Raw genomic sequence first — 21,404 nt, 5'->3', positions numbered from 1 at the left:
TGAACAGTGCGTCGAAACCGTTGCGAATCCTGGCTTGTCTGGCAGATGGAGATAGCTTTCGAGGGCTGTTTATTGAGACTCTGTGGCGTCTTCAGTCCCCATGAGTAAAAAGCTTCTCGCGGAAGCTTTTGGTACGTTTTGGCTGGTGCTTGGTGGTTGCGGTAGCGCTGCAATCGCTGCCAATTTTCCCTATTTGACCGGTGCGGATATCGCTCCAGGAAACCCCTTTGGCCTGGGCTTTCTGGGTGTGTCACTGGCCTTCGGTCTCACGGTGGTGACCATGGCCTACGCGATCGGCCATATCTCCGGATGCCATTTGAATCCCGCGGTGAGCTTCGGCCTCTGGGCCAGTGGTCGCATGAAGGGCGCTGAACTGCTGCCTTACATCGTGGCCCAGGTGATCGGCGGTGTCCTGGCTGGCGGGTTCATCAAGTTGGTGGTGGCCGGTGGCCCGGCCTTTGATCTGGTGATGGCGGGCAGCAACCCGCTGGCCACCAACGGCTGGGGCGCCCACTCCCCCGGTGGCTACGGCTTCTGGGCTGCTCTGATTGTGGAGCTGGTGCTCACCTTCTTCTTCCTGCTGGTGATCATTGGGGCCACCGATCGTCTGGCACCTGTCGGCTTCGCGGGTGCCGCCATCGGCCTCACCCTGGCCCTGATCCACATGATCAGCATCCCTGTCACCAATACCTCAGTGAACCCCGCCCGCAGCACCGGAGTGGCCCTGTGGGTTGGCGGTGAGGCGGTTGGTCAGCTGTGGCTGTTCTGGTTGGCCCCGATTGTGGGCGCGCTTCTGGCCGGCTGGGTCTACCGCAACGTCTTCAGCGAGGAGGTTTCCTAAGCCGCGGGCTCCACTTTGATGGGTGGAGCATCAAGGCAAGATCAGAAGGGGCGTAAGCCCATTTTTTTGTGCGCTTGTCTGGCGCGGGGCTTGATCGGCTACACTAGGGCCAAGGCGGCCAGCAACTGATCGATCTCGGCTGCGGTGGTGGTGATGTGGGTGCACGCCCGCAGGCACGGTGGAGTGTCGAGGCTGCGAATCCACAGCCCCTGCTCACCCAGGTGCTGCACGGTGCGGCCAGCACCACCCCCTCGGCGCAGCCGGAAGCTCACCAGGCCGGCTGGCGGGGGCTCCTGCAGCAGGGTTTCCACCTCTGGCAGCTGCTGCAATCCTCGCCAGAGCAGGCCAGCCAGCTCGCGAATCCGCTCAAGGCGTTGCCCCTCCGTGCCTTCGGCTTCCAGCAGTTGAAGGGACTGATCCAACCCTGCAAGCAGGGGGATGCAGGAGGTGGCCACCTCAAAGCGGCGGGCATCGGCGTGGAAGCCGCTGGAGCCATCGCCTTCGTGGCTGAGGCTGCGCCAGCCGATCAGGGTGGGCTGGCTCTGCGCCAGTAGCCGCGCCGAGAGGGCCGTGACGCCGAGACCCTCGGGGCCGCAACACCACTTGTGGCCGGTGCAGGCGTAGATGTCGGCGGCGGCCGCCGCTTCCGCCACCGGGATCGCCCCCAGGCTCTGCGCAGCGTCAACGAGCAGCCAGGGCTGGTTGGTGTGGCGGTTGAGCTGGGCGGCGACTGCCGCAATCGGCATCCGCTGGCCGGTGTTCCAGAGCAGGTGCGACAGCACCACCAGCCGGGTGCGGGGCGTGAGGGCCGCCGCCAGGCGTTCCTGCACCGAGGTAGCCGCTTGCTCGGGGCTGCCGGTGAGATCGCTCACCGTCAACGACTCGATCGTCAGCTGGTGCCGCCGGGCCAGCTCCCGGCAGGCGGCCACCACCCCGGGATGCTCGCAGTCACTGATCAGCAGGCTCTCTCCCGCCTGCCAGGGCAGGCCCCAGAGCGGCAGCACGCACCCGGAGGTGACGTTTTCGGTGAAGGCCAGCCGCTGGGCCGGTACCCTTAGCCACTGGGCGAGCCGCTGGCGCAAGCCGGCAGTGGTGGCTTCGATCGCAGGCCACACGGCCTTGGTGAAGGGGCCCAGCTCCTGAATCGTCTGCCAACTGGCGGTGATCGCCTGCAGCGATGGGGTTGGCAGGGGGCCCTGGCCGCCGTAATTGAAGTAGGTCTTGTTGGCCAGGGCAGGCATGAGCGCCCGCAAGGCCAGGCCGATCGGTTGGGCCGTCAATCCGGTTGGGTTATCAATGGATCAGAGCACCTGGCCCACCATCACGGCCGCCACGGCCGAAAACAGGGTGATGCCGAGGGCGGTGAGGGGGTTCTGGCCCTGGGCTACCGCCAGGCTGGTGATCAGGCCAGCACCGATGCAGGCCACGGCCAGCTGGCTGGCGAGTTCGCCGCGATCGCGGGGGGCGGGATTGGGCAGCACGGCAGGGATCTCGGCTGTTGGCGACCGTAGGCCGATCGTTTCGGCTCGACCCGGTTGGGCCCACGCCTTGTTACCTGGCGTCGGAGTTCGTTACGGGCCGCAATCTGCAGCGGCTTGAGCCAGGCTCGCCGGACGGGCACGGCCGCTGCTGGCCCAGATCTGCAGGGCCTCGAGTTGCTCCCGCGCGGTGCGCGAGAGGGGCACCACCTGGCTGGCGGCAGCGATCAGGTCGGCTTCGCCAAACTCCCGCTGCTGCGCGAAGGCCAGGTGCATGGCCTCGATCACCGTCTGCTCCAGTTCGGCGCCCGAGAAGCCCACAGTGCGGTCCACCAGCACATCCAAGGGAATGGCGTGGGCGGGCCGGCGCCGGCGCAACTGCAGATCCAGGATGGCGCGGCGCTCGGCGGGGCTGGGCAGATCCAGCAGAAAGATCTCGTCAAAGCGGCCCTTGCGCAGCAGCTCGGCCGGCAGTTTGTCGACGCCATTGGCGGTGGCCACCACGAACACGGCGCTGGTTTTCTCCGCCATCCAGGTGAGCACTGTGCCCAGCACCCGTTGGCTGGTGCCGCCGTCGCTGCGCGAATCGCCGCCAAAGCCCTTGTCGATCTCATCGATCCAGAGCACGCAGGGGGCCATCGCCTCAGCGCGCTGAATCATGTCGCGGGTGCGGGCCTCCGACGCCCCCACCAAGCCGGCGAACAGGCGGCCCACATCGAGGCGCAGCAGCGGCATGCTCCAGCTGTGGGCGATCGCCTTGGCCGTGAGCGATTTGCCCGTGCCCTGGGGCCCCACCAGCAGCACGCCTCGGGGTAGCGGCAGGCCGTAGCGCATCGCCTCCTCGCTGAAGGCCATGTGGCGCTGCTCCAACCAGTGCTTGAGGGCATCAAGGCCGCCGATGTCGGCAGGGGTGGCCTCGCTGGGGCAGTACTCCAGCAGTTCGCTCTTGGCGATCGCCTGACGCTTTTCCTCCAGCACCTCCGCCAGATCCTCCTCCCCGAGCTGGCCACGGCGCGCCAGGGCCCGGGCGGCCAGCTGCCGCACCCGCTGTTCGCTGAGGCCATGGCAGGCGGCGGTGAGTTGGGCCGCCACAACCGGATCGAGGGGCAGGCCACTGGCGCGGGCGATCGTGCTCAGCAGTTGGCGGATCTCCTCGGCATCCGGCAAGGGCAGATCCAGCAGGGTGATGCTGTCTTCCAGCTCCCGCGGCACCGCCCAGTCGGGGGCCGTGATCACCAGGGTGCGGGGGGCCTGGCGCAGGCTGGAGGCGAGGTTGCGCAGCCGGCGGCAGACGCCAGCGTCGTCGCAGTAGCGATGGAAGTCGCGTAGCACCAGCAGGGCGCCCTGCTCTGGAGGCAGGGGATCGAGGCAGGCCAGCGCCGCCATCGGGTTGCGGGCCCCTTCCCCGCTGCGGTTGGGGGCGCCGCTGAGGCCGTCGATGAAGTCCCAGCGCAGCAGGGTGCGGCCCCCCAGCCTCTGGGCGGCCTGCTCCAGCAGGCTGTCGACCCGTTCCTCTTCAAGGCTGCGGATCCACAGGATCGGCGTGCGGGCGCGGATCAGCAGATCGAGTTGGTCGGCCCAGCTTTCGTTCACGGCGGCAGGCCTAGGAGCGCAGGCCCTGCAGGGCCTGCCAGCGGGGATCGATGCCGGAGCTGTCGCTGGTCCAGGTGGCCGGCCCGGGGCAGTCGCTGCCGCAGTGGTTGACGATCGGCAGCTGCAGGTTGAGCTGCTCAAAGATCCAGTGCTCTGGATCGAAGCTGCCACGGGGATCGAGCTGCTCCATCAGGCCGCCGTCATCGCCCTCGCCCTCCAAGGCCACCGGATCGCTGGTGGCAGGTTCGCCGATCCAGAGCAGCTCCTTACCGGAGGCCCGCAGCGGCCGGTTGAAGTGCTGCAGGCAGCGGTCGCAGCAGAGGGTCACGATCGTGTCCACTTCGCCTTCCACCTCCAGCACGGTGCCGCGATGGGTGGCGTGCAGCTGGCCGCGCACCGGGGTGAGGCTGTCCAGGCCGGCAATCGGCTGGTTGATCAACCAGTGGCGTCCGGCGTCGAGGTGCTTGAGCTCCCGCAGGGGAACGGGATGCAGGGGCAGGTCGGGCACGCTGGACACGGCAATCGGGGTGCTGCGGGTTACTTCTTGCCCTTCGGTTCGAAGGGCAGGCGGCCGCCACTGGCACTGACGGTGACCGTCTGTTGGGCCATCTGTTGATCAAGGATGGCCTGCAGGTTGTCGGGCAGGGCCTCACGGCTGAGCAGGAAGGTCTGCAAGGCCTGGAAGATGTTGGCCACCACCATGTAGAGCAGCACCCCGGCCGGCAGGGGGAAGAACAGGAACATGCCGGTGATCATCACCGGGGTGATCTTGTTGGCCGTGGACTGCTGGGGGTTGGCCGGCATGCCCATGCCCGAGAGGATCTGGGAGGCGAACAGGCTGGCGCCGAAGCCCGCCACCAGGATGGCGATGTCCCAGTTGACCGCGCCGTCGGTGTAGAAGCCCACCTGGCCCAGGGCCTTGATGAACAGGAAGCCGCTGCGGGCCGCCAGGCCGGGGATCTTGGCCTCCACAGTGGCGTCGCCGGTGGTCAGGGCGGTGATGGTGCCATCGGCGGCCACGCTCACCACGCCCTCACCCTTGGTGACGCTCCAGGTGGGGGTGAAGGCATCGCCGTTGTCGACGTCGCCCAACACCGCAGCGAAGCTCTCACCGTCTTTGGTGTGCAGCTTCACCTGGGCCGCATCACCCACGCCGAGCTTGGTGCCGCCCTCAAGGCTGGCGATCACCGGCACATGGCTGGTTTCGGTGATGAAGATGGAATGGCTGGCGCTGTTGAACGGCTTGGGTTCCACCGCCGCGATCTGCTCGGCCGGCAGCACCTTGAGGTTGAGGGTGTAAGGCACATCGGCAAACGGTGAGCCCCGCAGGGTGGCGAACAGGGCGAACAGGATCGGCATCTGCACCAGCAGGGGCAGGCAGCCCGCCAGGGGGCTGCCGAACTCCTTCATCAACTGCCCCAGTTCCTCCTGCTGCTTCTGGGGGTTGTTGGCGTATTTGGCCTTGATCTCGGCTTGCCGCTTCTGCATGGCGGGCTGGGCAATCCGCATCCGACGGGCGTTGCGGATTGAACCGGCGCTCAAGGGAAACAGCGCCAGGCGGATCACCACCGTGAGCGCAATGATCGCCAGCCCGTAGCTGGGCACCAATCCATAGAAGAAATCGAGGATCGGGAGAAGCAGGTTGTCGGAGATGTAGCCGATCACGGCAGAGGGGCTCTGGGGGTAGGGGGAGGGAGCATGGGCTCAGTGTGACTGATGGTCTAGGCGGCCATGCCCTTGGGTGTGGAGGCCTTGGCCTGGCGGCGCTCCTCGATGTAGGTCTCCAGCTCGCGGAACCGCGGCACCGCCCGCATCTCCAGCTTGGAGCCGTCGGTGAGCACCAGCACCATGTCGCCCCAGAGGCCGAAGCCCCGCGGCACGCTGCGCACCTCGCGGATCTGGCTGTACACCACCTGGGTGCGGTCGCGGCCCAGCCAGCCGCCATTCACTTCGATGCGGCGGCTGGTGATCCGGAAACGCAGCCACAGGGCCCGCACAATCGCGCCCACGGCGAAGGGGATGCCGATCAGCGTGAGCCCCAGGAGCAGGTTGAACACCAGATCTCCCTTGGCGGGCCCGCCCTCGTAGAACACGGTTTCCTGGATGGTGGCGCCGGTGCCCGTGCTCATGGCGTCAGACCTGCTTGCTGGAGGAGTTGGCTGCATTCTCCCAGCAGGGCCTCTGGGGTGAGATCGGCGCTGCCGGGTTTGAGGCTCAGCAGCAGCCACAGGCAGCGTTCGGAGACAGCGGGTGGCTGGGCCAGCAGGTGGGCGTGGAGCAGACGGCGCAGGCGGTTGCGGCGCACGGCCCGCTTGTGCACCTTGCTGCTGACCACCACACCACAACGCCAGGGACTGGGCGGGCAGGTTTGCTGCTCGACGGGAAGCAACTGGGGCTGGGCCTCCAGAATCCGGAGCAGCACAAAAGGGCCGTGGAAGCGACGGCCCTTTTGATACATCCGGTCAAACACCCTTTGCCCCTTCAACCGGTGGCACTGGGGCAGGGCCAAGGGCCTTAAACGGCGAGGCGGGCCCGGCCGCGGCGACGGCGGGTGCGGATCACGCGACGGCCGGTGTGGGTGCGCATGCGCACGCGGAAGCCAGACACACGCTTGCGCTTACGGCTCGTTCCTTCCAGGGTGCGCTTGGTCATGACTGGCTGCTCGCTGCGCTCGTCGCGTCGGTAGTGGGCGTTGGGGCCAACCTATCAGGCGGGGTTGGCGGACTAAGCGGGAGGCAGGCTCAGTTGTTGGGCGGATCGATCTGGATCAGCCAGCTGCCCAGGTAGCCGGCCATCGGCACGTCGCCAGGGGCCTGGGCCAGGGCATTCAACTGATACATGCCGATGTTGAACGGGTTGAAGATGTTCATGTACACCCCGATCGTGCCGGTGTCGGGCACGGGGGTGTCGGGGAAGATCTCGATAGCCCTGCCGTTCTCGGCGATCTCAATGGTGGCCGGGATCGTTTCCTGGCACCTGGTGCGCGACATCATGCCGCCTTCACTCATCTTGCAAAGCTTGACCCGCTTGGGATCGATTTTGGCGTCGAAGTAGCTGGGGATGGTGATGCTCAGCTTGAGGATGGCGGTTTTGCGATCCTTCGGTTTGAGGATCAGGTAGTACTCCGAGCGCTTGAGGCGCTGGGTATCGGTCATGAAGTAGTAGAGCTTGCGGTAATCCTTGGTGTTGTCCCAGCGGAACTCCATCAAGCTCGGTGTGCCCTGGGCCAGCACTCCTGCGGGCTGGGTGCTGAGGGCGACGGCGCCGGCTCCGGCCAGGGCGGCAAGGCTCAGCAGGGGGCGCAGGGAAGGGAAACCCATCAGGGCGATACCGATCAAGACCACAATTCTCGTCAGCTGGCAGCGACCCAGGTGGCTGTGGTGGCCGGACCCACAGGTGGCGGGGTCAGTGTTGGACCCGGTCGGGGCGCAGGCGGGCGGCCTCCCGCAGGTAGGGGTGCACGGGCGTCCGCTCCGGGTGCAGCCAGGCATGGGCCAGCAGCCGGATGCAGCGGGGCAGATCGCCCGCCACCACCATCTGCTGGCAATCGAGCAGGGCCACCTGCTCCCAGCCGGCCTGGCGTCGGGCGATGGCGGCCGGGAAGCAGGCATCGAGGTCGCGGGTCACCGAAAAGGTGACCGACACCACCTGCGCTCCTGCCAGGCCGTTGCGTGCCACCAGCGCATCCACCAGTTCGGCCACCGCCACCTCGATCGCCTCGGCGGAGTTGGCGTCGGCAGTGGTGGCCCCGCGCAGGGCCCGTAGGACAAGCCCCACACTCATGGCCGGTAGAGCCACAGGGGTTGGCCGCTCCAGGCCAGCTCCAGGCTGAGGGCCGCCAGCAGGCCCCGCAGCTGGCTGCGCCCGGGAATCAGGCCGCCAAAGCGCTTCGGCGGGCTGCCGAAGGTGATCGGGCGGGTTTTCTCCGGGTCGAGCTCCGCCAGCTCAGCTGCCAGCCGCCGTGCTGCCTCCTCGTCGCCAAGCACATCCACCAGGCCCAGCTCCTTGCCCTGGACACCACTGAACACACGGCCATCGGCAAAACCGCGCACCGCCTCCTGGCTGAGCCCCCGTCCGGTGGCCACCGCATCCACAAACTGGTCGTAGCTGGAATCAATCAGGCTTTGCAGCAGCTCCCGTTCGCCGTCGGTGAGGGCGCGATCGGGGGAGAGGATGTCTTTGTAGAGGCCGCTCTTGACGGTTTCGAAGCTCACCCCCACCCGCTCCAGCAGCTTGGAGAGGTTGTTGCCCCGCAGGATCACGCCGATGGAGCCGGTGATCGTGCCGGGGTTGGCCACGATTTGTTCGGCGGCCACGCCGATGTACACCCCGCCCGAGGCGGAGATGTTGCCGAAGCTGGCCACCACCCGGCAGCCCTTCTCCCGCAGGCGCAACAGGGCGCTGTGGATTTCCTGGCTGTCGCCCACGGTGCCACCGGGGCTGTCGATGCGCAGCAGCAGGGCGGGGCACTCCCGCTGCTCCACCTGACGCAGGGCCTTGAGCACCCGCTGGCGGGTGGGGCCGGCAATCGGGCCTTCGATGGCGATGCGCGCCAGGGTGCGACGGGTCTTACGGCGCCAGGGCCAGGGCATTTCGGCGGTGTGAAGTGGTTGGATCTTAAAAAGAAAGCCTTCACCGGCCCGGAAGCACCATGCCCCAGGCCCTGCGTTGGCCCCTGATGCTGCTGCCCTTTGCGCTCTGGGGCACGGCCATGGCAGCGATGCGGCCCCTGCTGGAGGGCGGCACTCCCCTGCAGGTGGCCAGCTTGCGCCTGCTGCCCGCCGGTGCCCTGGTGCTGCTGGCCGCGGTGCTGCTGGGGCGGCCCCTGCGCATTGCCGCCGCCGACTGGCCCTGGCTGCTCGCCTTCGCCCTGGTGGACGGCAGCTTGTTTCAGGCCTTGTTGGCTCAGGGGCTCGGTCAGACCGGAGCGGGTTTGGGGTCGGTGCTGATCGATTCCCAGCCCCTGCTGGTGGCTCTGCTGGCCCGCAGCCTGTTTGGCGAGGCGATCAACCCGGTGGGCTGGGTGGGCCTGCTGGTGGGCCTGCTGGGGATTTGTTGCCTTGGCCTGCCAGCGCCGGTGCTGCGCCACTGGTGGCTGGATGGCCCAGCCGCCCTGGGGGAGCGGGCCTGGAGCCATGGGGAGTTGTGGATGCTGGCGGCGGCGGCGGCCATGGCCCTCGGCACGGTGCTGAGCCGCTATGCCAGCCGCGAGAGTGATCCGGTGGCGATCACCGGTTGGCATTTGCTGCTGGGCGGCCTGCCGCTGCTAGGCGGGGTTGCCCTGCAGGGGCCGCTGCTGCCGGCCTGGAGCCCGACTGACTGGGCTCTGATGGCCTACGCCACCGTGTTGGGCAGTGCTTTGGCCTACGGGTTGTTTTTCTGGTTTGCCAGCAGCGGCGATCTCACCGGCTTCACGGCCCTCACCTTCTTAACGCCGGTGTTTGCCCTGCTCTGTGGCGTGCTGCTGCTGGATGAGCAGTTGCGGCCGCTGCAGTGGCTGGGGGCGGTGCTGGCCCTGGCCTCGGTGCTGTTGATCAACCGGCGCCAGCAGCTCTGGCAGGGCACGCCCCTTTTGGAGCAGTCCTGATGCGGCTCCTGGTGGTGAGCACCCCGGTGGGGGCCCTGGGCAGTGGCCGTGGTGGCGGCGTGGAGCTCACCCTGGCCAGCCTGGTGGCAGGGCTGCTGGAGCTGGGCCACCGGCTCACGGTGCTGGCGGCGGAGGGCTCGGTGTTGCCCCCTGCCTGTGCCGCCGCCGCGCTGTGGACCTGCAGCGGCAGCTCCCAGCCCAGTGCCCAGCATCAAGAACGGGCCGCGCCGATCACGATGCCGGCCGACGGCCTGCTGCCCCGCTTCTGGCGCCGGGTTCTGGCCGAGGCGCCGGCGGCGGGATTCGATGCGGTGCTCAACCTGGCCTACGACTGGTTGCCCTTCTGGCTGACGCCGCTGGCGGAGCTGCCGATCTTTCACCTGGTGAGCATGGGCTCGGTGAACGACGCGATGGATGCGGTGATCGCCGAGATCGCCGCCTGGGATCAGCGCCGCCTGGCCTTCCACACCGCTGCACAGGCCGCCGATTTCGCCCTGCCTGCCCCGCCGGTGCTGGTGGGCAATGGTTTCGATTTGAGTGCCTATGGGTTTTGCGCCGAGCCAGAGCCGCTGCTGGGCTGGGCTGGGCGCGTGGCGCCGGAGAAGGGCTTGGAGGATGCGGCGGCGGCGGCGGCGCAGCTGGGCTTGCCCCTGGCGGTGTGGGGCCTGGTGGAAGATGAGGCCTATGCGGCGGCGGTGGAGGCGTCGGTGCCGGCCGGCACGCTGCAATGGCGGGGCTTCCTGCCCACCGTGCAGTTGCAGCAGCAGCTGGGCCGCTGCCGGGCCCTGCTCAACACCCCCAAGTGGAACGAGGCCTACGGCAACGTGGTGGTGGAGGCGATGGCCTGCGGGGTGCCGGTGGTGGCCTACCGACGCGGCGGGCCCGGCGAGCTGGTGCAGCCGAGGGTGAATGGGCTGTTGGTGGAGCCCGACAACGTGGTGGCCTTGGCAGCGGCGGCGGCTGAGGTGGGCGCGATCGATCGGCGCGCCTGCCGGCAGTGGGTGGAGGCCCATGCCTCGCGGGCGGTGCTGGCTGAGCGGGTGGAGGCGTGGTTGCTGGCGGGTTTGGGTTTGTGAAACGGTTTGTTCAACGCACGCTGGGGCCGAAATGTTGATGCCTCCTTGCCCTGGCCGTGCAAGCCTGAAACGCCGGTCTGGATGCTTGGTCGACTAAGTTGGTTGACTGAGTGAAGTTGATCACAGCCATGCGGCAGGTGAACATGCACGAGGCCAAAACGCACCTCTCGCGGCTGGTGGATGAGGCAGCAGCAGGGGAGCCGTTTGTGATCTGCAAGGCCGGCCGTCCAATGGTCCGCGTCACCCCCCTCAGCGAAGCGGGCGCTGCTGCGGCACCGCTGCGGCGCCTGGGCTTGCTGGCCGGTCAGTGCCAGGTGCCCGACGACTTTGATCAGCTGGGTGCTGCCGAGATCGCCGATCTGTTTGAAGGGGCCTGAGGCCAGCAGATGCGCTTGCTGCTCGACACGCATCTGTTGGTGTGGGCGATGGGCTCGCCCGAACGGCTGCCAGCGGCCCTCTCGGCGATGCTGCAGGATCCTGCCAACACGCCGGTGTTCAGTGTGGCCAGCCTGTGGGAGCTGGTGATCAAACAGGCGCTCGGGCGGCCCGATTTCCACGTGGAGCCTGCCGTGCTGCGCCGAGCCCTGCTTGATGGCGGCTGGCAGGAACTGCCGATCCAGGCCCATCACACCCTGGTGATGGCCGCACTGCCGCCCCTGCATCGCGATCCCTTTGATCGGCTGTTGCTCTCTCAGGCCAGCGCCGATGGCCTGCTGTTGATTACGGCCGATCAGCAACTGGCGGCCTATCCGGGGCCGGTGCGACTGATGGGCTGAATGTTCCCGAGGCTGTCAGGTCAGTCTGAGCAGCATGCAGGATCAGCTCCGGCCTGCCCCCCCCACCACCGGGCGCACCTCCCTTCAGTACTTTGAGCACTTCGGCGAAACGCCCTCTGCCACAGCGCGCAACGTCAACTAAACGGCGCTGGGTGTTGCTGCTCACCCTGGCGATCGGCCTGGTGCTGTTTGTGTGGCAGCTGGGCAGCACCGGCCTGGTGGATGAAACGCCGCCGCTATTTGCCGCTTCAGCCCGGGCCATGGCCGACACCGGCGATTGGCTGATCCCCCGCGTCAACGGCCTGCCCCGCTACGACAAGCCGCCGCTGGTGTACTGGCTGATGGGGGCCCTCTACGCCCTGCCCGGCCAGGAGGCATGGAACCCGCTGGGCACCTGGGCGGCGCGGCTGCCCTCGGCCCTCGCCAGCGTGGCGCTGATGCTCGGCCTGGCTCATACCCTGCTGCGCTGGCCCCAGCGCTCCGCAGGCCAAGCGGCCACAGCCCTGGCGGCGGCCCTGGCCTACGGCCTCTCGCCGCTGGCCTTGGTTTGGGGCCGGATCGCGGTGAGCGATGCCCTGCTGGCGGGCTGCCTTGGCTTCAGCCTTTTGCTCAGCTGGCGCTGCTACGCCGCTGGCGAGAGCACAGGAGGGCGCCATTGGGGGCAGCCCTGGCTGGTGCTGGGGCTGGCGGTGCTGGCCAAGGGGCCGGTGGCGGTGGTGCTGCTGGGGCTCACGCTCCTTTTGTTTGGCTGGTTGCAGGCGGATCTGGCCGGGCTCTGGCGGCGGCTGCGGCCCCTGCCGGGGCTGGCGCTCACGGCACTGGTGGCGTTGCCTTGGTATGGCGCGGCGCTGCTGGTGGAGGGGGAGCCCTTCTCACGCAGCTTTTTCGGCTACCACAACCTGCAGCGCTTCACGGCGGTGGTGAACAACCACCTGGCGCCTTGGTGGTTTTTTGGCCCGGTGCTGGTGATCGCCAGCCTGCCGCTCACCCCCGTGCTGCTGCTGGGGCTGGCCCAGGGCATCGGCCGCCTGCGCTGGCGCTGGCTGCCGGCTGAGCCCCTGCCGCCCGAGCAATCCCTGCAGCGCTTCGCCGCCTGCTGGCTGCTGGCGGTGCTGCTGTTTTTCAGCGCTGCGGCCACCAAGTTGCCCAGCTACTGGCTGCCGGCCACCCCGGCGGCGGGCCTGCTGGTGGCGCTGGCCGCCCAGCGGGGCGGTCGCTGGGCCTGGGGGTTGAGCCTTGTGCTCACGGGAGTGGTGGCGGGGGGATTGGCGGCCGGGCCGCTGTGGCTGCCGCTGATTGATGCTCCAGAGATGCCCTCCCTGGTGGCTGAGCTGCTGGCTGCCCCCTGGGTGCCGTTGGGGGCTGCGTTTTGGGCCCTGGCGCTGCTGCTGGGGGCCTGGGCCGGCTGGCGCCGGGGCGCTCTGGTGGGTCTGCTGGCGTTGCAGTTGCCGCTGGTGGCGTTTGTGCCGGTGGTGCTGTTGCCGCTGGTGGGGCTGGGCGATCGGCTGCGGGCCCAGCCCGTGCGCGAGCTGGCGGCAGCGGCCACGGCGGCCCGCGCGGCCAGCAGGCCAGGCGAACCCCTGGCGATGGTGGGCTTGCTCAAGCCCTCGCTGCACTACTACAGCCGCCAGGTTGTGCTCTACGAGGGTGCCGAGCCCGCCGATCTCGTGAACCTGGCCGATCGCCTGGCCCGCGAGCACCGCCCCGGCCTCAATCCCCAGCCACCCGCCGCCGGCCGCAGCCTGCTGCTGGTCATCGATCACGGCACCGCTGAGCTGCCCTACTGGCAGCAGCTCAACCCCCAGCGCCTCGATGCCCGCGGCCCCTACGCCCTCTGGCGGCTGGAGCGCTCCAGCCTGGAGCGGCGCGCCGCAGCCCTGCGTCGTCTGGGTGTGGTCGCCACCTGGGAGGAGCCCAGGCCGGAGCGCTACTGATCCTGATCTGCTCTTTGTGGAGCTGGCGTTTGTGGGTGTCAGGTGGTTGGGGTTGGGCCCAGGTCCCGTTGGCGGCAGAAGCTGCAGTGGCCCCAGCGGGCCATCTCGCCGGCAGGTGCCGGGCTGGCGCAGTTTGGGCAGGTGGCCATGCCATGCACGTCCACCCGGCTGGGGTGGGCGGCCCACACCTCCGCTTCCTGCAGGCCGCCCGGCGCAACGGCGGCACTGGCGTGGTGCTGCTCCAGGCGCAGGTCGCGCACCGTGAAGCCCTGGGCGCGCAGGGCTCCCAGCAGCTGGTGGCGGTTGTATTGCAGGGCCTGCAGCCAGGGGCCGGGGGCTGCCCCCACGGTGAGCAGGCCGCTGTGCAGCCGCAGGGGCCGGCAGTGGGGCGCCAGCTGGGCGCCGGCGATGCGCGGCCAGGCCCGCCACAGGGCCGCCAGATGGCCACCCTGCTGCCAGCGCTGCTCCAGCTCCCGCAGGCAACTGCCCAGGCCGCTGGCGGGCGGCCGCGGCGCCGGCACCAGCAGGCTGAGGTTGCCGATCTGGCGGGTTTGCTGACGGGAGGCCTTGGCCATGGGCCGAGGTTATTCGGGGTGCGGCAATCCCGCTGGTGAACTGCAGCCGGGCCTGGCTACCCTCAAGCCTCGCCCCCGCCGACTCCGATGGGCTTTTTCGATCGCCTCAGCCGCCTGATCCGTTCCAACGCCAACGCGGTTGTCGGAGCCATGGAGGATCCCGCCAAGATCCTCGACCAGTCGGTGGCCGACATGCAGTCGGACCTGGTGAAGCTGCGCCAGGCGGTGGCCACGGCCATTGCCAGCCAGAAGCGCATTCAAAATCAGGCCGAGCAGGCTGAAGCCCAGGCCAAAACCTGGTACGAACGGGCCGAGCTGGCTCTCCAGAAGGGCGAGGAAGACCTGGCCCGCGAGGCCCTCGGGCGTCGCAAAACCTGCCAGGACACCGCCACGGCCCTGAACACCCAGCTGCAGAGCCAGGCGGGTCAGGTGGAGCAGCTCAAGAAGAGCCTGGTGGCTCTGGAAAGCAAGATCGCCGAGGCCAAAACCAAAAAGGACATGCTCAAGGCCCGGGCCCAGGCAGCCCAGGCCCAGGAGCAGCTGCAGAGCGCCGTTGGCAGCCTCGGCACCAACAGCTCCATGGCCGCCTTCGAGCGCATGGAGGAAAAGGTGCAGACCCTGGAGGCCCGCAGCCAGGCGGCTGCCGAGCTGGCCGGCGCCGATCTCGAAAGCCAGTTTGCGGCTCTGGAAGGGGCGCCCGAGGTGGATGACGAGCTGGCGGCGATGAAGAACCGCCTGGCTGGTGGCGTGACCGCGCCGCAACTCGAGCCCGTCAAGGTGAGTGAGCTGGATCCGGAGCTTGAGGAGCTCAAGCGCTCGATCGACAAACTCTGAGGTTCGTCTGGGAGGTTCCGTCCAGGCTGGGCGCTCCGCCCAGAGGATCCCTTCCATACAATCGCCCTATGCACCCGTCGATTCAGGCCCTGCCGTGACTGTTGTTCATCTCACCGATGCCAACTTCCAAGCCGAAGTGCATGAGTCGGCCACCCCGGTGCTGGTGGATGTGTGGGCCGAATGGTGCGGCCCCTGCCGGCTGATGGCCCCGATGATGGACGCAATGGCGGCGGAATACGCCGGCCGTTTGACCGTTGGCAAGCTGGAAGCTGACGGCAACCCCATCAGCCGCGATGGGCTGCAGATCCAGGGCCTGCCCGCCCTGATCCTGCTTCGGGATGGTCAAGAGCTGGCTCGCCATGAGGGCGCCATGGCGAAACCACAGCTGAAGGCCTTTGTGGATGCCCATCTCTGAGCGGCTGTCGCGGCTCGGCAGCGGCGTTTTCGCCCGCAACGACCAGCGCAAATCGGCCTACTCGGCCCGGGCTGCCACCCAGGGCCTGCCGCCCCTGCTCGATCTCTCGCTGGGGTCCACCGACCTCCAACCTCCTGCGGCGGCGATCCAGGCCATCGCCGCCCAGCTCGGCCAGCCCGCCAGCGCTGCCTATTGCCTGCACGGAGCCACCCTGCCGTTTCGTCAGGCTGTAGCGGCCTGGGCCCTGCGGCGCTTCGGGGTGGCCGTGGATCCAGGCACCGAGGTGCTGCTGCTGGTGGGATCCCAGGAGGGCACGGCCCATCTGCCCCTGGCGGTGCTCAATCCCGGTGATCGGGCCCTGTTGCTCGATCCCTACTACCCCTCTCACATGGGGGGGCTGCACCTGGCTTCGGCCGAGCCGGTGCTGCTGCCGCTGGATCCGGCGGCGGGCTGGCGGCCTGATTTCGAGGCCCTCAGCACCGAGCAGTGGGATGCCCTCAAGCTGATGGTGCTGGGGTTTCCCCACAACCCCACGGCCACCACCGGTGAGCAGGCCTGGGTCGATGAAGCTGCCGAGCGGGCGGTGCGCCATGGGCTGGTGTTCGCCCACGACAACCCCTACGTGGATCTGGCCCTCGATGGCGAAGCCCCGGCCCTGCTGCGCTCGCCCCACTGGCGAGAGTGCGGCATCGAATTTTTCTCCCTCTCGAAGAGCTGGTGCCTCGGCGGTTACCGCCTGGCTTTTGCCATTGGCGCGGAGTGGTTGATCACTGCCCTACGCCAGCTCAAGGGCGTGGTGGATTTCAACCAGTCGCTGGCCCTGCAGGCCGGTGCCATCGCCGCCCTGGAGCAGGCGCCCGACTGGCCCCACCAGCTCCAGGCGGTGTACCGGGAGCGGCGCGATCGCATGGCTGCGGCCTTGGAGGCGGTGGGCTGGCCGGTGCGGCGGCCGTCGATGGCGCTCTACCTGTGGTTGGCGTTGCCGCCTCAGGCCCAGTCCCGCGGCTGGGACAGCGAAGCTGTCGCGGCGGCCCTGCTGGAGGCCACCGGTGTGGCCCTCACTCCTGGCAATGGCTTTGGCCCCGGTGGCGAGGGCTGGCTGCGCCTGGCGCTGGTGCACCCGGTGGAGGAGCTGGAAGCCGGTGCGGCCCGCATCGGCGCCTGGCTGGCCAGCCTTTGACCGTGCCGCCAGGCCTGGGCTGGCAGCTCCGGCGCCTGCCGGTGTGTGCCAGCACCGAGATCGAGCTGGACCGTTGGTTGGCGCAGCGGCAGGCCCAGGACGCCCGCTTGGCGGTGCAAGCCCGGCGGCAGCGTTTTGGCCATGGCCAGCAGGGCCGCCCTTGGGTGTCTCCAGCTGGCGGGCTCTGGCTCAGTGCGGCCTTCCCCTGGGCCGAGGCGCTGCCGGGCTCGGCGGCCCTGGGGCTGGCGGTGGCGGTGGGGTTGGCCCAGCAGTTGGAGGCCCTGGGGCTGCCGGTGCAGCTCAAGTGGCCCAACGACCTGCTGGTGCAGGAGCGCAAGCTCGCCGGCCTGTTGCCGCGGCTGCGGTTGCGGGGCCAGCAGATCCGCTGGGCCCAGGTGGGGGTGGGACTCAACGGCTGCAACCGGGTGCCAGCTGGGGCCATCTCGGTGGCCCAGGCCCTCGGCTTTCGACGCCACCATCCTTGGGCCCGGCCGCAGCGCCTGCTGGGCCTGGTGCTCGCCGGCCTCGATTGGGCCGTCGCCCACGCCCACCAACCCGAGCCCGTGCGGCGTGCCGCCGAGGCCCGGCTGTGGCGGCCGGCAGCGGGCTGGTGGCACGACGGCCAGCTCTGGCAGGTGTGCGGCTTGACCACCGATGGACGCCTGCGCCTGGTCCGCGGTGACCAGGAGCTGACCCTGCAGCGCCACTTCTGAGGCGCCATTCCTCAGGGGGCTGTTGCCGCCGGATCTGGCCGATCGGCGGAGATTTTTACACTGGGCCCCATGAGTGATCCGATCAGCCAGCGCCAATCCTCCCGCGCCAAGGCGATGTTGGCGCTGCTGCCTGTGGTGACGGTACCCTTACTGGGGGTGGGGTTGGCCTGGGGTCAGGACCAGCTCACCCCGGCGCCGATCAGTCCGGAGCTGCCGCCGCCGGTGCCCGTGGCCCTGCCGCTGCGGCCCGATGCCAGCCAGTTGGCGCCTGCTCGCCCCCCTGCCCGCTTTGATGCCTCCCTCGACGCCCTGGTGCGCGATGGGGTGGTGAGTCCGGCGGAGCGGGCTCGGATCCGCTCCGGTGGCGGGATGACCCCCTTCAACGTGCCGGCCCACCAGCAGGCCTGCCGCAGCGGTGCCCTGTCCCAGCAGGAGTGCAGCAGTGGTGTGGTGGTGCGCTGGCGCGGGCGCCTCAACAACGAAGCCGGGGCTGGGGAGTCAGTCCGCCTCGGCCTGGATGGACGCCCCCTGCCGCCGCTCACAGTGCCGGTGTCGGCCCTGCTGGCGGGGTCCGGCGGCAGCTTCCGGCTAGCCGACGTGTTCGGCGTGACGCCCCGGCCGGCACCGATCGGCGGCAATGGCAACCGGAAATTGCTGTTCCCCCTGATCGGCTCGGCCGTAACCAGCAGCAATTTCGGCTACCGGCTGCACCCCATCCTGGGCAGCTGGTTGATGCATGCCGGCCGGGATTTGGCGGCCCCGGAGGGCACGCCGGTGGTGGCTGCCCTGGGCGGCCGGGTGGTGAGCAGCGGGCTGGCGGGTGGCTATGGCCTCGCCATAGAGGTGGAGCACGACCGGCCGCGGCGGCGCACTTTGTATGGCCACCTCAGCGAGCTTTATGTGAAGGAGGGCGATCGGGTGCGCCAGGGCGAGGTGATCGGCCGGGTGGGCAGCACGGGCCTGAGCACCGGTCCGCATCTGCACTTCGAATTGCGGCTGCCTAGCGATGGCGGCTGGATGGCCGTGGATCCCGGCGATCTCGACCCCGGCCAAGGCGCCGCCGGCAGTGATGCCATCGCCCTGTTGATGGGCCAGCTGCTCCAGAGCCTGGAGCGGCCCGCCGCCAACCCGGCGAATCAGGGTTGATCACAACGGCTGGCTGGCGGGCGGACGGCTGCGGCCTGCCAGTTGGGCGGATCAGGTTTGTTGAACACGTTGTGCAACAAACCCAAGATCGGTTTTGGAGTTGGCTTCCACCCGCTGGCCGCCCCTTCAGCTGAGGATCCGCCCGTCGCGGAAGCGCACGATCTTTTCTGCCCGGGCTGCCACGTCGTCTTCGTGGGTCACGATCACCACGGTCATGCCGCCGCGATGCAGGGCATCAAAGATGTCCAGCACTTCGGCGGTGGTCTGGGAATCGAGGGCGCCGGTGGGCTCGTCAGCCAGCAGCAGCGCCGGCTGGTTGATGATCGCCCGGGCGATGGCCACCCGTTGCTGTTGGCCCCCGGAGAGCTGGTTGGGTTTGTTGTGCAGCCGTTGGGCCAGCCCCACCCGCTCGAGCGCTGCCTGGGCCCGTCGCAGCCGTTCGGCGGCGGGCACCCCTGCGTACACCATCGGCAGCATCACGTTGTCGAGGGCGCTCAGCTGGGGCAGCAGGTGGAACTGCTGAAACACAAAGCCCAGATCTCGGTTGCGCAGGTCGGCCAGCTGGTCGTCGCTGAGCCCATCCACCGGGGTGTCATTGAGGCGGTAGCTGCCAGCGGTGGGTCGGTCGAGGCAGCCGAGGATGTTCATGGCGGTGCTTTTGCCCGAGCCGGAGGCTCCCATCACGGCCAGGTAGTCGCCCCGGTTCACGGTGAGGTCCACGTGGTCGAGGGCTCTGACGGCCATCTCGCCGCTGCCATAGATCTTGTCCACGCTGATCAGTTCGGCGACCGGTTTGGGCAAGGGCTAAACAACGAGTTGGAGAAGGCTATCGGCGCCATTGCCTTGCCTGGCTCAATGACACCAGCATGGCGTGAGCTTGAGACTCACACCGGATCCAATTGGATCATCAGGGTTAGGACGTCGATGGGAGAAGGGCGAAACCCCAGCGATCGGTAGAACCCTGCAGCCCGATCATCCAGAGCGTGCACCAGCAGTGCTTTGGCACCGATCAGTTGGCGCGCCTTCAGACTTCGGCTCAGCGCATCCGCCACCAGGGCCCTGCCCAGGCCTTTCCCTTGATAACGCTGGTCCACCGCCAGCCTGCCCATCACCAGCACGGGTAAAGGATTGGGCATGTTGCGCCTCAGCCGGTTCGGTACGTCAGAGAGCAGGATCGCGCCAGCCGAAAGGCAGCTGTAAGCAATCACGACCTTGCTGTCCTCCAGGCAAACCACCACCGTTCGAGACACCCCCTCCCGCTCGTTTTGGCGGGCGCGGTGAGTCAGCCAGCGGTTGAGCGGGGCATCGCCGCAATCAAAGTCTCCGAGTTGATGCTGATCCCCCAGGGATTCAGGAGCCTGCATGCCAGGGGCGTGGGGCAGCGAGCAGTTGTTGGATGGCGGCCTGGTCTTGTGCCTTCAAGGCCGGATCGTTGAGGTCGTTGAGCAGCGCGGTGCTTTGTTCATCACCCAAAGAGAACACCGTGCGCTCGAGCAGCACGTCGCGGGCACGCTCCTGGCAGCAGCGCAGCATGAACTCGGTGCGACTGACGCCTTCGGCAGCAGCGGCCTGATCAATCAGCTGCCGCTGTTCACTGCTGGCCCGAAGCTGCAGCACCTGATCCCTGCCCATCGCGCCCCAGTGGTTGTAATGACATTGTACTGAGCCTTGACCGCTTTGTTTGGCCGGTCAGCCAATCGCCTGCACCAGCATCGGCGTGCCGGTGACGGCTTCGCTGGCCCAGACGAACAGCGGGTTGGATAGGATGCCGCCCACGGCGGTGACGATCACGCAGCCCACCAGGGCGGTGCGCAGGGCGGGCAGGCCGGCCACGCTCCAGCTGATCTCCGGATAGGCCTTCACCACCTCGGAGGCGTCCTGGGGCTCCTTCACCACCATCATCTTGATCACCGAGATGTAGTAGTAGATCGACACCACCGAGGTGACCAAGCCCACCACCACCAGCAGGTATTGGTGGTCGGCCCAGCCGGCGAAGAAGAGGTAGATCTTGCCGAAGAAGCCCAGCATCGGCGGAATCCCACCGAGCGACAGCAGGCAGAGGCTCAGCCCCAGGGTGATCAGTGGATCCTTCTGGTAAAGGCCGGCGTAGTCGGCGATCCGGTCGCTGCCGGTGCGCAGCGAAAACAGGATGATGCAGGCAAAGGCGCCCAGGTTCATGAACAGGTAGGCCGCCATGTAGAGCACCATCGCGGCGAAGCCGTCCTCGGTGCCGCACACCAGGCCGATCATCACGAAGCCGGCCTGGCCGATGGAGCTGTAGGCCAGCATCCGCTTCATCGAGGTTTGGGCCAGGGCCACCACGTTGCCCAGCACCATGCTCAGCACCGCCAACACGGTGAACAGCAGCTTCCACTGGGCATCGAAGCTCTCGAAGCAGCCCACCAGGATGCGCAGGGCCAGGGCGAAGCCAGCCGCCTTGGATCCCACCGACAGAAACGCCACCACCGGGGTGGGCGAGCCCTCGTAGACGTCGGGGGTCCACTGGTGGAAGGGCACCGCCGCGATCTTGAAGGCCACCGTGGCCAGCACAAACACCAGGGCCAGGGCGGTCACGGGCGAGGCACTGGTGCGCAGGGCCACCGCCACCGCATCGAGGCCCGTGGCGCCACCGGTGAGTCCGTAGAGCAGGGAGGCGCCGTAGAGAAACACCGCCGCCGCCGCCGAGCCCACCAGGAGATATTTCAACGCCGCCTCGGAGCTGCGGGCGTCTCGCTTCATGTAGCCCGCCAGCAGGTAGCTCGACACCGAGAGGGTTTCGAGCGACACGAAGATACTCACCAGGTCGGTGGCGCCGCACAGGAACATCGCCCCGAGGGTGGCGGCCAGCAGGATGCCGGCGAATTCGCCCACCGGGGTGCCGCTGCGCTCCACGTAGCGCCAGCTCAGCATCAGGGAGATCAAGGTGGAGGCCGCCACCACCGCCCTGAAGGCGATGGCGAGGTTGTCGGCCAGGAAGGAGCCCACGAAGGAGGGCTGCAGATCCGGCGTGTTCCACTGCAGCGCCAGCAGCACCAGGGCACTTCCCAGGCCGGCGTAGCAGATCGGTGGCACCCAGCGGCTGGCGGCCTTTTCGCCGGCCAAGTCCACCAGCAGGCAGGTGAGCAGGGCGATCAGCACCGCTGCTTCCGGGGCGATTGCGCCGGCGTTGAGCTGCAGATTCAGCGCCCCGGTTCCGGCACCACTGCCGATGGCATCGGCCACGGTGGAGAGGGCGCCAAGCAGAAACATCAGGGAG

At 68.3% G+C, this 21,404-nt stretch carries 27 protein-coding genes; 11 read left to right on the top strand and 16 right to left on the bottom strand.

Translation table 11 applies throughout. The annotated features are described in order from the left end of the window. Nucleotides 1-100: 100 nt before the first annotated feature. Complete coding sequence (aqpZ, locus tag KBY70_RS04430) at nt 101-841, top strand: aquaporin Z (RefSeq protein WP_254987548.1); 741 nt, start codon at nt 101-103, stop codon at nt 839-841. Between the two features lie 98 nt (nt 842-939). On the opposite strand, the gene KBY70_RS04425 is transcribed toward aqpZ, so the two are convergent. The 11 genes from KBY70_RS04425 to sppA all read right to left on the bottom strand — a co-directional run bounded on the left by KBY70_RS04425 (nt 940) and on the right by sppA (nt 8,504). After that, nucleotides 940-2,082, bottom strand: a complete 1,143-nt coding sequence (locus tag KBY70_RS04425) for an aminotransferase class V-fold PLP-dependent enzyme (protein ID WP_254987617.1) — start codon at nt 2,080-2,082, stop codon at nt 940-942. 60 nt (nt 2,083-2,142) lie between these two features. Beyond that, nucleotides 2,143-2,322, bottom strand: a complete 180-nt coding sequence (locus KBY70_RS04420; RefSeq protein ID WP_254987547.1) for a hypothetical protein — start codon at nt 2,320-2,322, stop codon at nt 2,143-2,145. Nucleotides 2,323-2,412: 90 nt separating this feature from the next. Continuing rightward, a complete protein-coding gene (locus KBY70_RS04415) occupies nt 2,413-3,912 on the bottom strand; it encodes an AAA family ATPase (RefSeq protein WP_094559692.1) in 1,500 nt (499 codons plus the stop codon). A gap of 10 nt (nt 3,913-3,922) precedes the next feature. Then, the gene (locus KBY70_RS04410; RefSeq protein ID WP_254987546.1) at nt 3,923-4,429 is read right to left on the bottom strand and encodes a YceD family protein; all 507 of its coding nucleotides are present in this window, start codon (nt 4,427-4,429) and stop codon (nt 3,923-3,925) included. A gap of 20 nt (nt 4,430-4,449) precedes the next feature. Continuing rightward, nucleotides 4,450-5,577, bottom strand: coding sequence for a membrane protein insertase YidC (gene yidC / locus KBY70_RS04405; protein ID WP_094559693.1), 1,128 nt, complete (start codon nt 5,575-5,577; stop codon nt 4,450-4,452). Between the two features lie 56 nt (nt 5,578-5,633). Further along, nucleotides 5,634-6,041, bottom strand: coding sequence for a PH domain-containing protein (locus KBY70_RS04400; RefSeq protein ID WP_094559694.1), 408 nt, complete (start codon nt 6,039-6,041; stop codon nt 5,634-5,636). Next, on the bottom strand, nt 6,038-6,421 hold the full coding sequence (gene rnpA, locus KBY70_RS04395) for a ribonuclease P protein component (RefSeq protein WP_094559695.1): 384 nt from the start codon (nt 6,419-6,421) through the stop codon (nt 6,038-6,040). Before rnpA ends, KBY70_RS04400 begins: the two co-directional genes overlap by 4 nt. 5 nt (nt 6,422-6,426) lie before the next feature. Next, nucleotides 6,427-6,564, bottom strand: coding sequence for a 50S ribosomal protein L34 (gene rpmH, locus KBY70_RS04390; RefSeq protein WP_015108935.1), 138 nt, complete (start codon nt 6,562-6,564; stop codon nt 6,427-6,429). Between the two features lie 89 nt (nt 6,565-6,653). Then, the gene (locus tag KBY70_RS04385; RefSeq protein WP_409996018.1) at nt 6,654-7,232 is read right to left on the bottom strand and encodes a DUF2808 domain-containing protein; all 579 of its coding nucleotides are present in this window, start codon (nt 7,230-7,232) and stop codon (nt 6,654-6,656) included. An 85-nt stretch (nt 7,233-7,317) separates the two neighbouring features. Further along, nucleotides 7,318-7,695, bottom strand: coding sequence for a chorismate mutase (gene aroH / locus KBY70_RS04380; protein WP_254987544.1), 378 nt, complete (start codon nt 7,693-7,695; stop codon nt 7,318-7,320). Further along, nucleotides 7,692-8,504: a signal peptide peptidase SppA gene (gene sppA, locus KBY70_RS04375; protein WP_094559697.1), complete on the bottom strand. Its 813-nt coding sequence runs from the start codon at nt 8,502-8,504 to the stop codon at nt 7,692-7,694. Before sppA ends, aroH begins: the two co-directional genes overlap by 4 nt. A 59-nt stretch (nt 8,505-8,563) precedes the next feature. Here sppA and KBY70_RS04370 point away from each other — a divergent pair, with 59 nt between their 5' ends. From KBY70_RS04370 to KBY70_RS04350, 5 genes are all read left to right on the top strand, one after another. Next, a complete protein-coding gene (locus KBY70_RS04370) occupies nt 8,564-9,499 on the top strand; it encodes a DMT family transporter (protein ID WP_094559698.1) in 936 nt (311 codons plus the stop codon). Then, nucleotides 9,499-10,575 carry a glycosyltransferase gene (locus KBY70_RS04365; RefSeq protein WP_254987543.1) on the top strand — a complete coding sequence of 359 codons (1,077 nt, stop codon included), beginning with the start codon at nt 9,499-9,501 and terminating at the stop codon, nt 10,573-10,575. Before KBY70_RS04370 ends, KBY70_RS04365 begins: the two co-directional genes overlap by 1 nt. Before the next feature lie 128 nt (nt 10,576-10,703). Beyond that, nucleotides 10,704-10,952, top strand: coding sequence for a type II toxin-antitoxin system Phd/YefM family antitoxin (locus KBY70_RS04360; protein ID WP_094559700.1), 249 nt, complete (start codon nt 10,704-10,706; stop codon nt 10,950-10,952). A 9-nt stretch (nt 10,953-10,961) separates the two neighbouring features. Further along, nucleotides 10,962-11,351 carry a type II toxin-antitoxin system VapC family toxin gene (locus KBY70_RS04355; protein WP_254987542.1) on the top strand — a complete coding sequence of 130 codons (390 nt, stop codon included), beginning with the start codon at nt 10,962-10,964 and terminating at the stop codon, nt 11,349-11,351. Nucleotides 11,352-11,503: 152 nt separating this feature from the next. Continuing rightward, nucleotides 11,504-13,285 (top strand): ArnT family glycosyltransferase, encoded by a 1,782-nt coding sequence (locus KBY70_RS04350; RefSeq protein WP_254987541.1) that lies wholly within the window; start codon nt 11,504-11,506, stop codon nt 13,283-13,285. Between the two features lie 38 nt (nt 13,286-13,323). Here the strand turns inward: KBY70_RS04350 and KBY70_RS04345 are convergent, their stop codons facing one another. Next, nucleotides 13,324-13,860, bottom strand: coding sequence for a DUF721 domain-containing protein (locus tag KBY70_RS04345; RefSeq protein ID WP_254987540.1), 537 nt, complete (start codon nt 13,858-13,860; stop codon nt 13,324-13,326). Between the two features lie 87 nt (nt 13,861-13,947). Between KBY70_RS04345 and KBY70_RS04340 the strand changes: the two genes are divergently transcribed. The 5 genes from KBY70_RS04340 (at nt 13,948) to KBY70_RS04320 (ending at nt 18,148) form a co-directional block, all read left to right on the top strand. Beyond that, nucleotides 13,948-14,694 carry a PspA/IM30 family protein gene (locus KBY70_RS04340; RefSeq protein WP_254987539.1) on the top strand — a complete coding sequence of 249 codons (747 nt, stop codon included), beginning with the start codon at nt 13,948-13,950 and terminating at the stop codon, nt 14,692-14,694. Between the two features lie 94 nt (nt 14,695-14,788). Further along, nucleotides 14,789-15,109 carry a thioredoxin family protein gene (locus KBY70_RS04335; RefSeq protein ID WP_094559705.1) on the top strand — a complete coding sequence of 107 codons (321 nt, stop codon included), beginning with the start codon at nt 14,789-14,791 and terminating at the stop codon, nt 15,107-15,109. After that, nucleotides 15,096-16,289 (top strand): aminotransferase class I/II-fold pyridoxal phosphate-dependent enzyme, encoded by a 1,194-nt coding sequence (locus tag KBY70_RS04330; RefSeq protein ID WP_254987538.1) that lies wholly within the window; start codon nt 15,096-15,098, stop codon nt 16,287-16,289. Before KBY70_RS04335 ends, KBY70_RS04330 begins: the two co-directional genes overlap by 14 nt. Nucleotides 16,290-16,291: 2 nt before the next feature. Beyond that, nucleotides 16,292-17,002 carry a biotin--[acetyl-CoA-carboxylase] ligase gene (locus tag KBY70_RS04325; protein WP_254987615.1) on the top strand — a complete coding sequence of 237 codons (711 nt, stop codon included), beginning with the start codon at nt 16,292-16,294 and terminating at the stop codon, nt 17,000-17,002. A 69-nt stretch (nt 17,003-17,071) separates the two neighbouring features. Then, complete coding sequence (locus KBY70_RS04320) at nt 17,072-18,148, top strand: M23 family metallopeptidase (RefSeq protein ID WP_254987537.1); 1,077 nt, start codon at nt 17,072-17,074, stop codon at nt 18,146-18,148. A 126-nt stretch (nt 18,149-18,274) separates the two neighbouring features. Here the strand turns inward: KBY70_RS04320 and KBY70_RS04315 are convergent, their stop codons facing one another. From KBY70_RS04315 to KBY70_RS04300, 4 genes are all read right to left on the bottom strand, one after another. After that, nucleotides 18,275-18,892, bottom strand: a complete 618-nt coding sequence (locus tag KBY70_RS04315; RefSeq protein ID WP_094559827.1) for an ABC transporter ATP-binding protein — start codon at nt 18,890-18,892, stop codon at nt 18,275-18,277. A gap of 140 nt (nt 18,893-19,032) precedes the next feature. After that, the gene (locus KBY70_RS04310) at nt 19,033-19,512 is read right to left on the bottom strand and encodes a GNAT family N-acetyltransferase (protein ID WP_254987536.1); all 480 of its coding nucleotides are present in this window, start codon (nt 19,510-19,512) and stop codon (nt 19,033-19,035) included. Further along, on the bottom strand, nt 19,499-19,780 hold the full coding sequence (locus KBY70_RS04305; RefSeq protein ID WP_094559708.1) for a DUF1778 domain-containing protein: 282 nt from the start codon (nt 19,778-19,780) through the stop codon (nt 19,499-19,501). The genes KBY70_RS04310 and KBY70_RS04305 overlap by 14 nt, the downstream gene beginning before the upstream one ends. A 57-nt stretch (nt 19,781-19,837) precedes the next feature. After that, complete coding sequence (locus tag KBY70_RS04300) at nt 19,838-21,397, bottom strand: NAD(P)H-quinone oxidoreductase subunit N (protein WP_254987534.1); 1,560 nt, start codon at nt 21,395-21,397, stop codon at nt 19,838-19,840. Nucleotides 21,398-21,404 lie beyond the last annotated feature (7 nt).

The organism is Cyanobium sp. ATX 6E8 (genome assembly GCF_024346335.1).
Taxonomy (GTDB): domain Bacteria; phylum Cyanobacteriota; class Cyanobacteriia; order PCC-6307; family Cyanobiaceae; genus Cyanobium_A.
The sequence above is the reverse complement of the archived record's forward strand: the minus strand, read 5'-3'. Positions and strand labels throughout refer to the sequence as shown.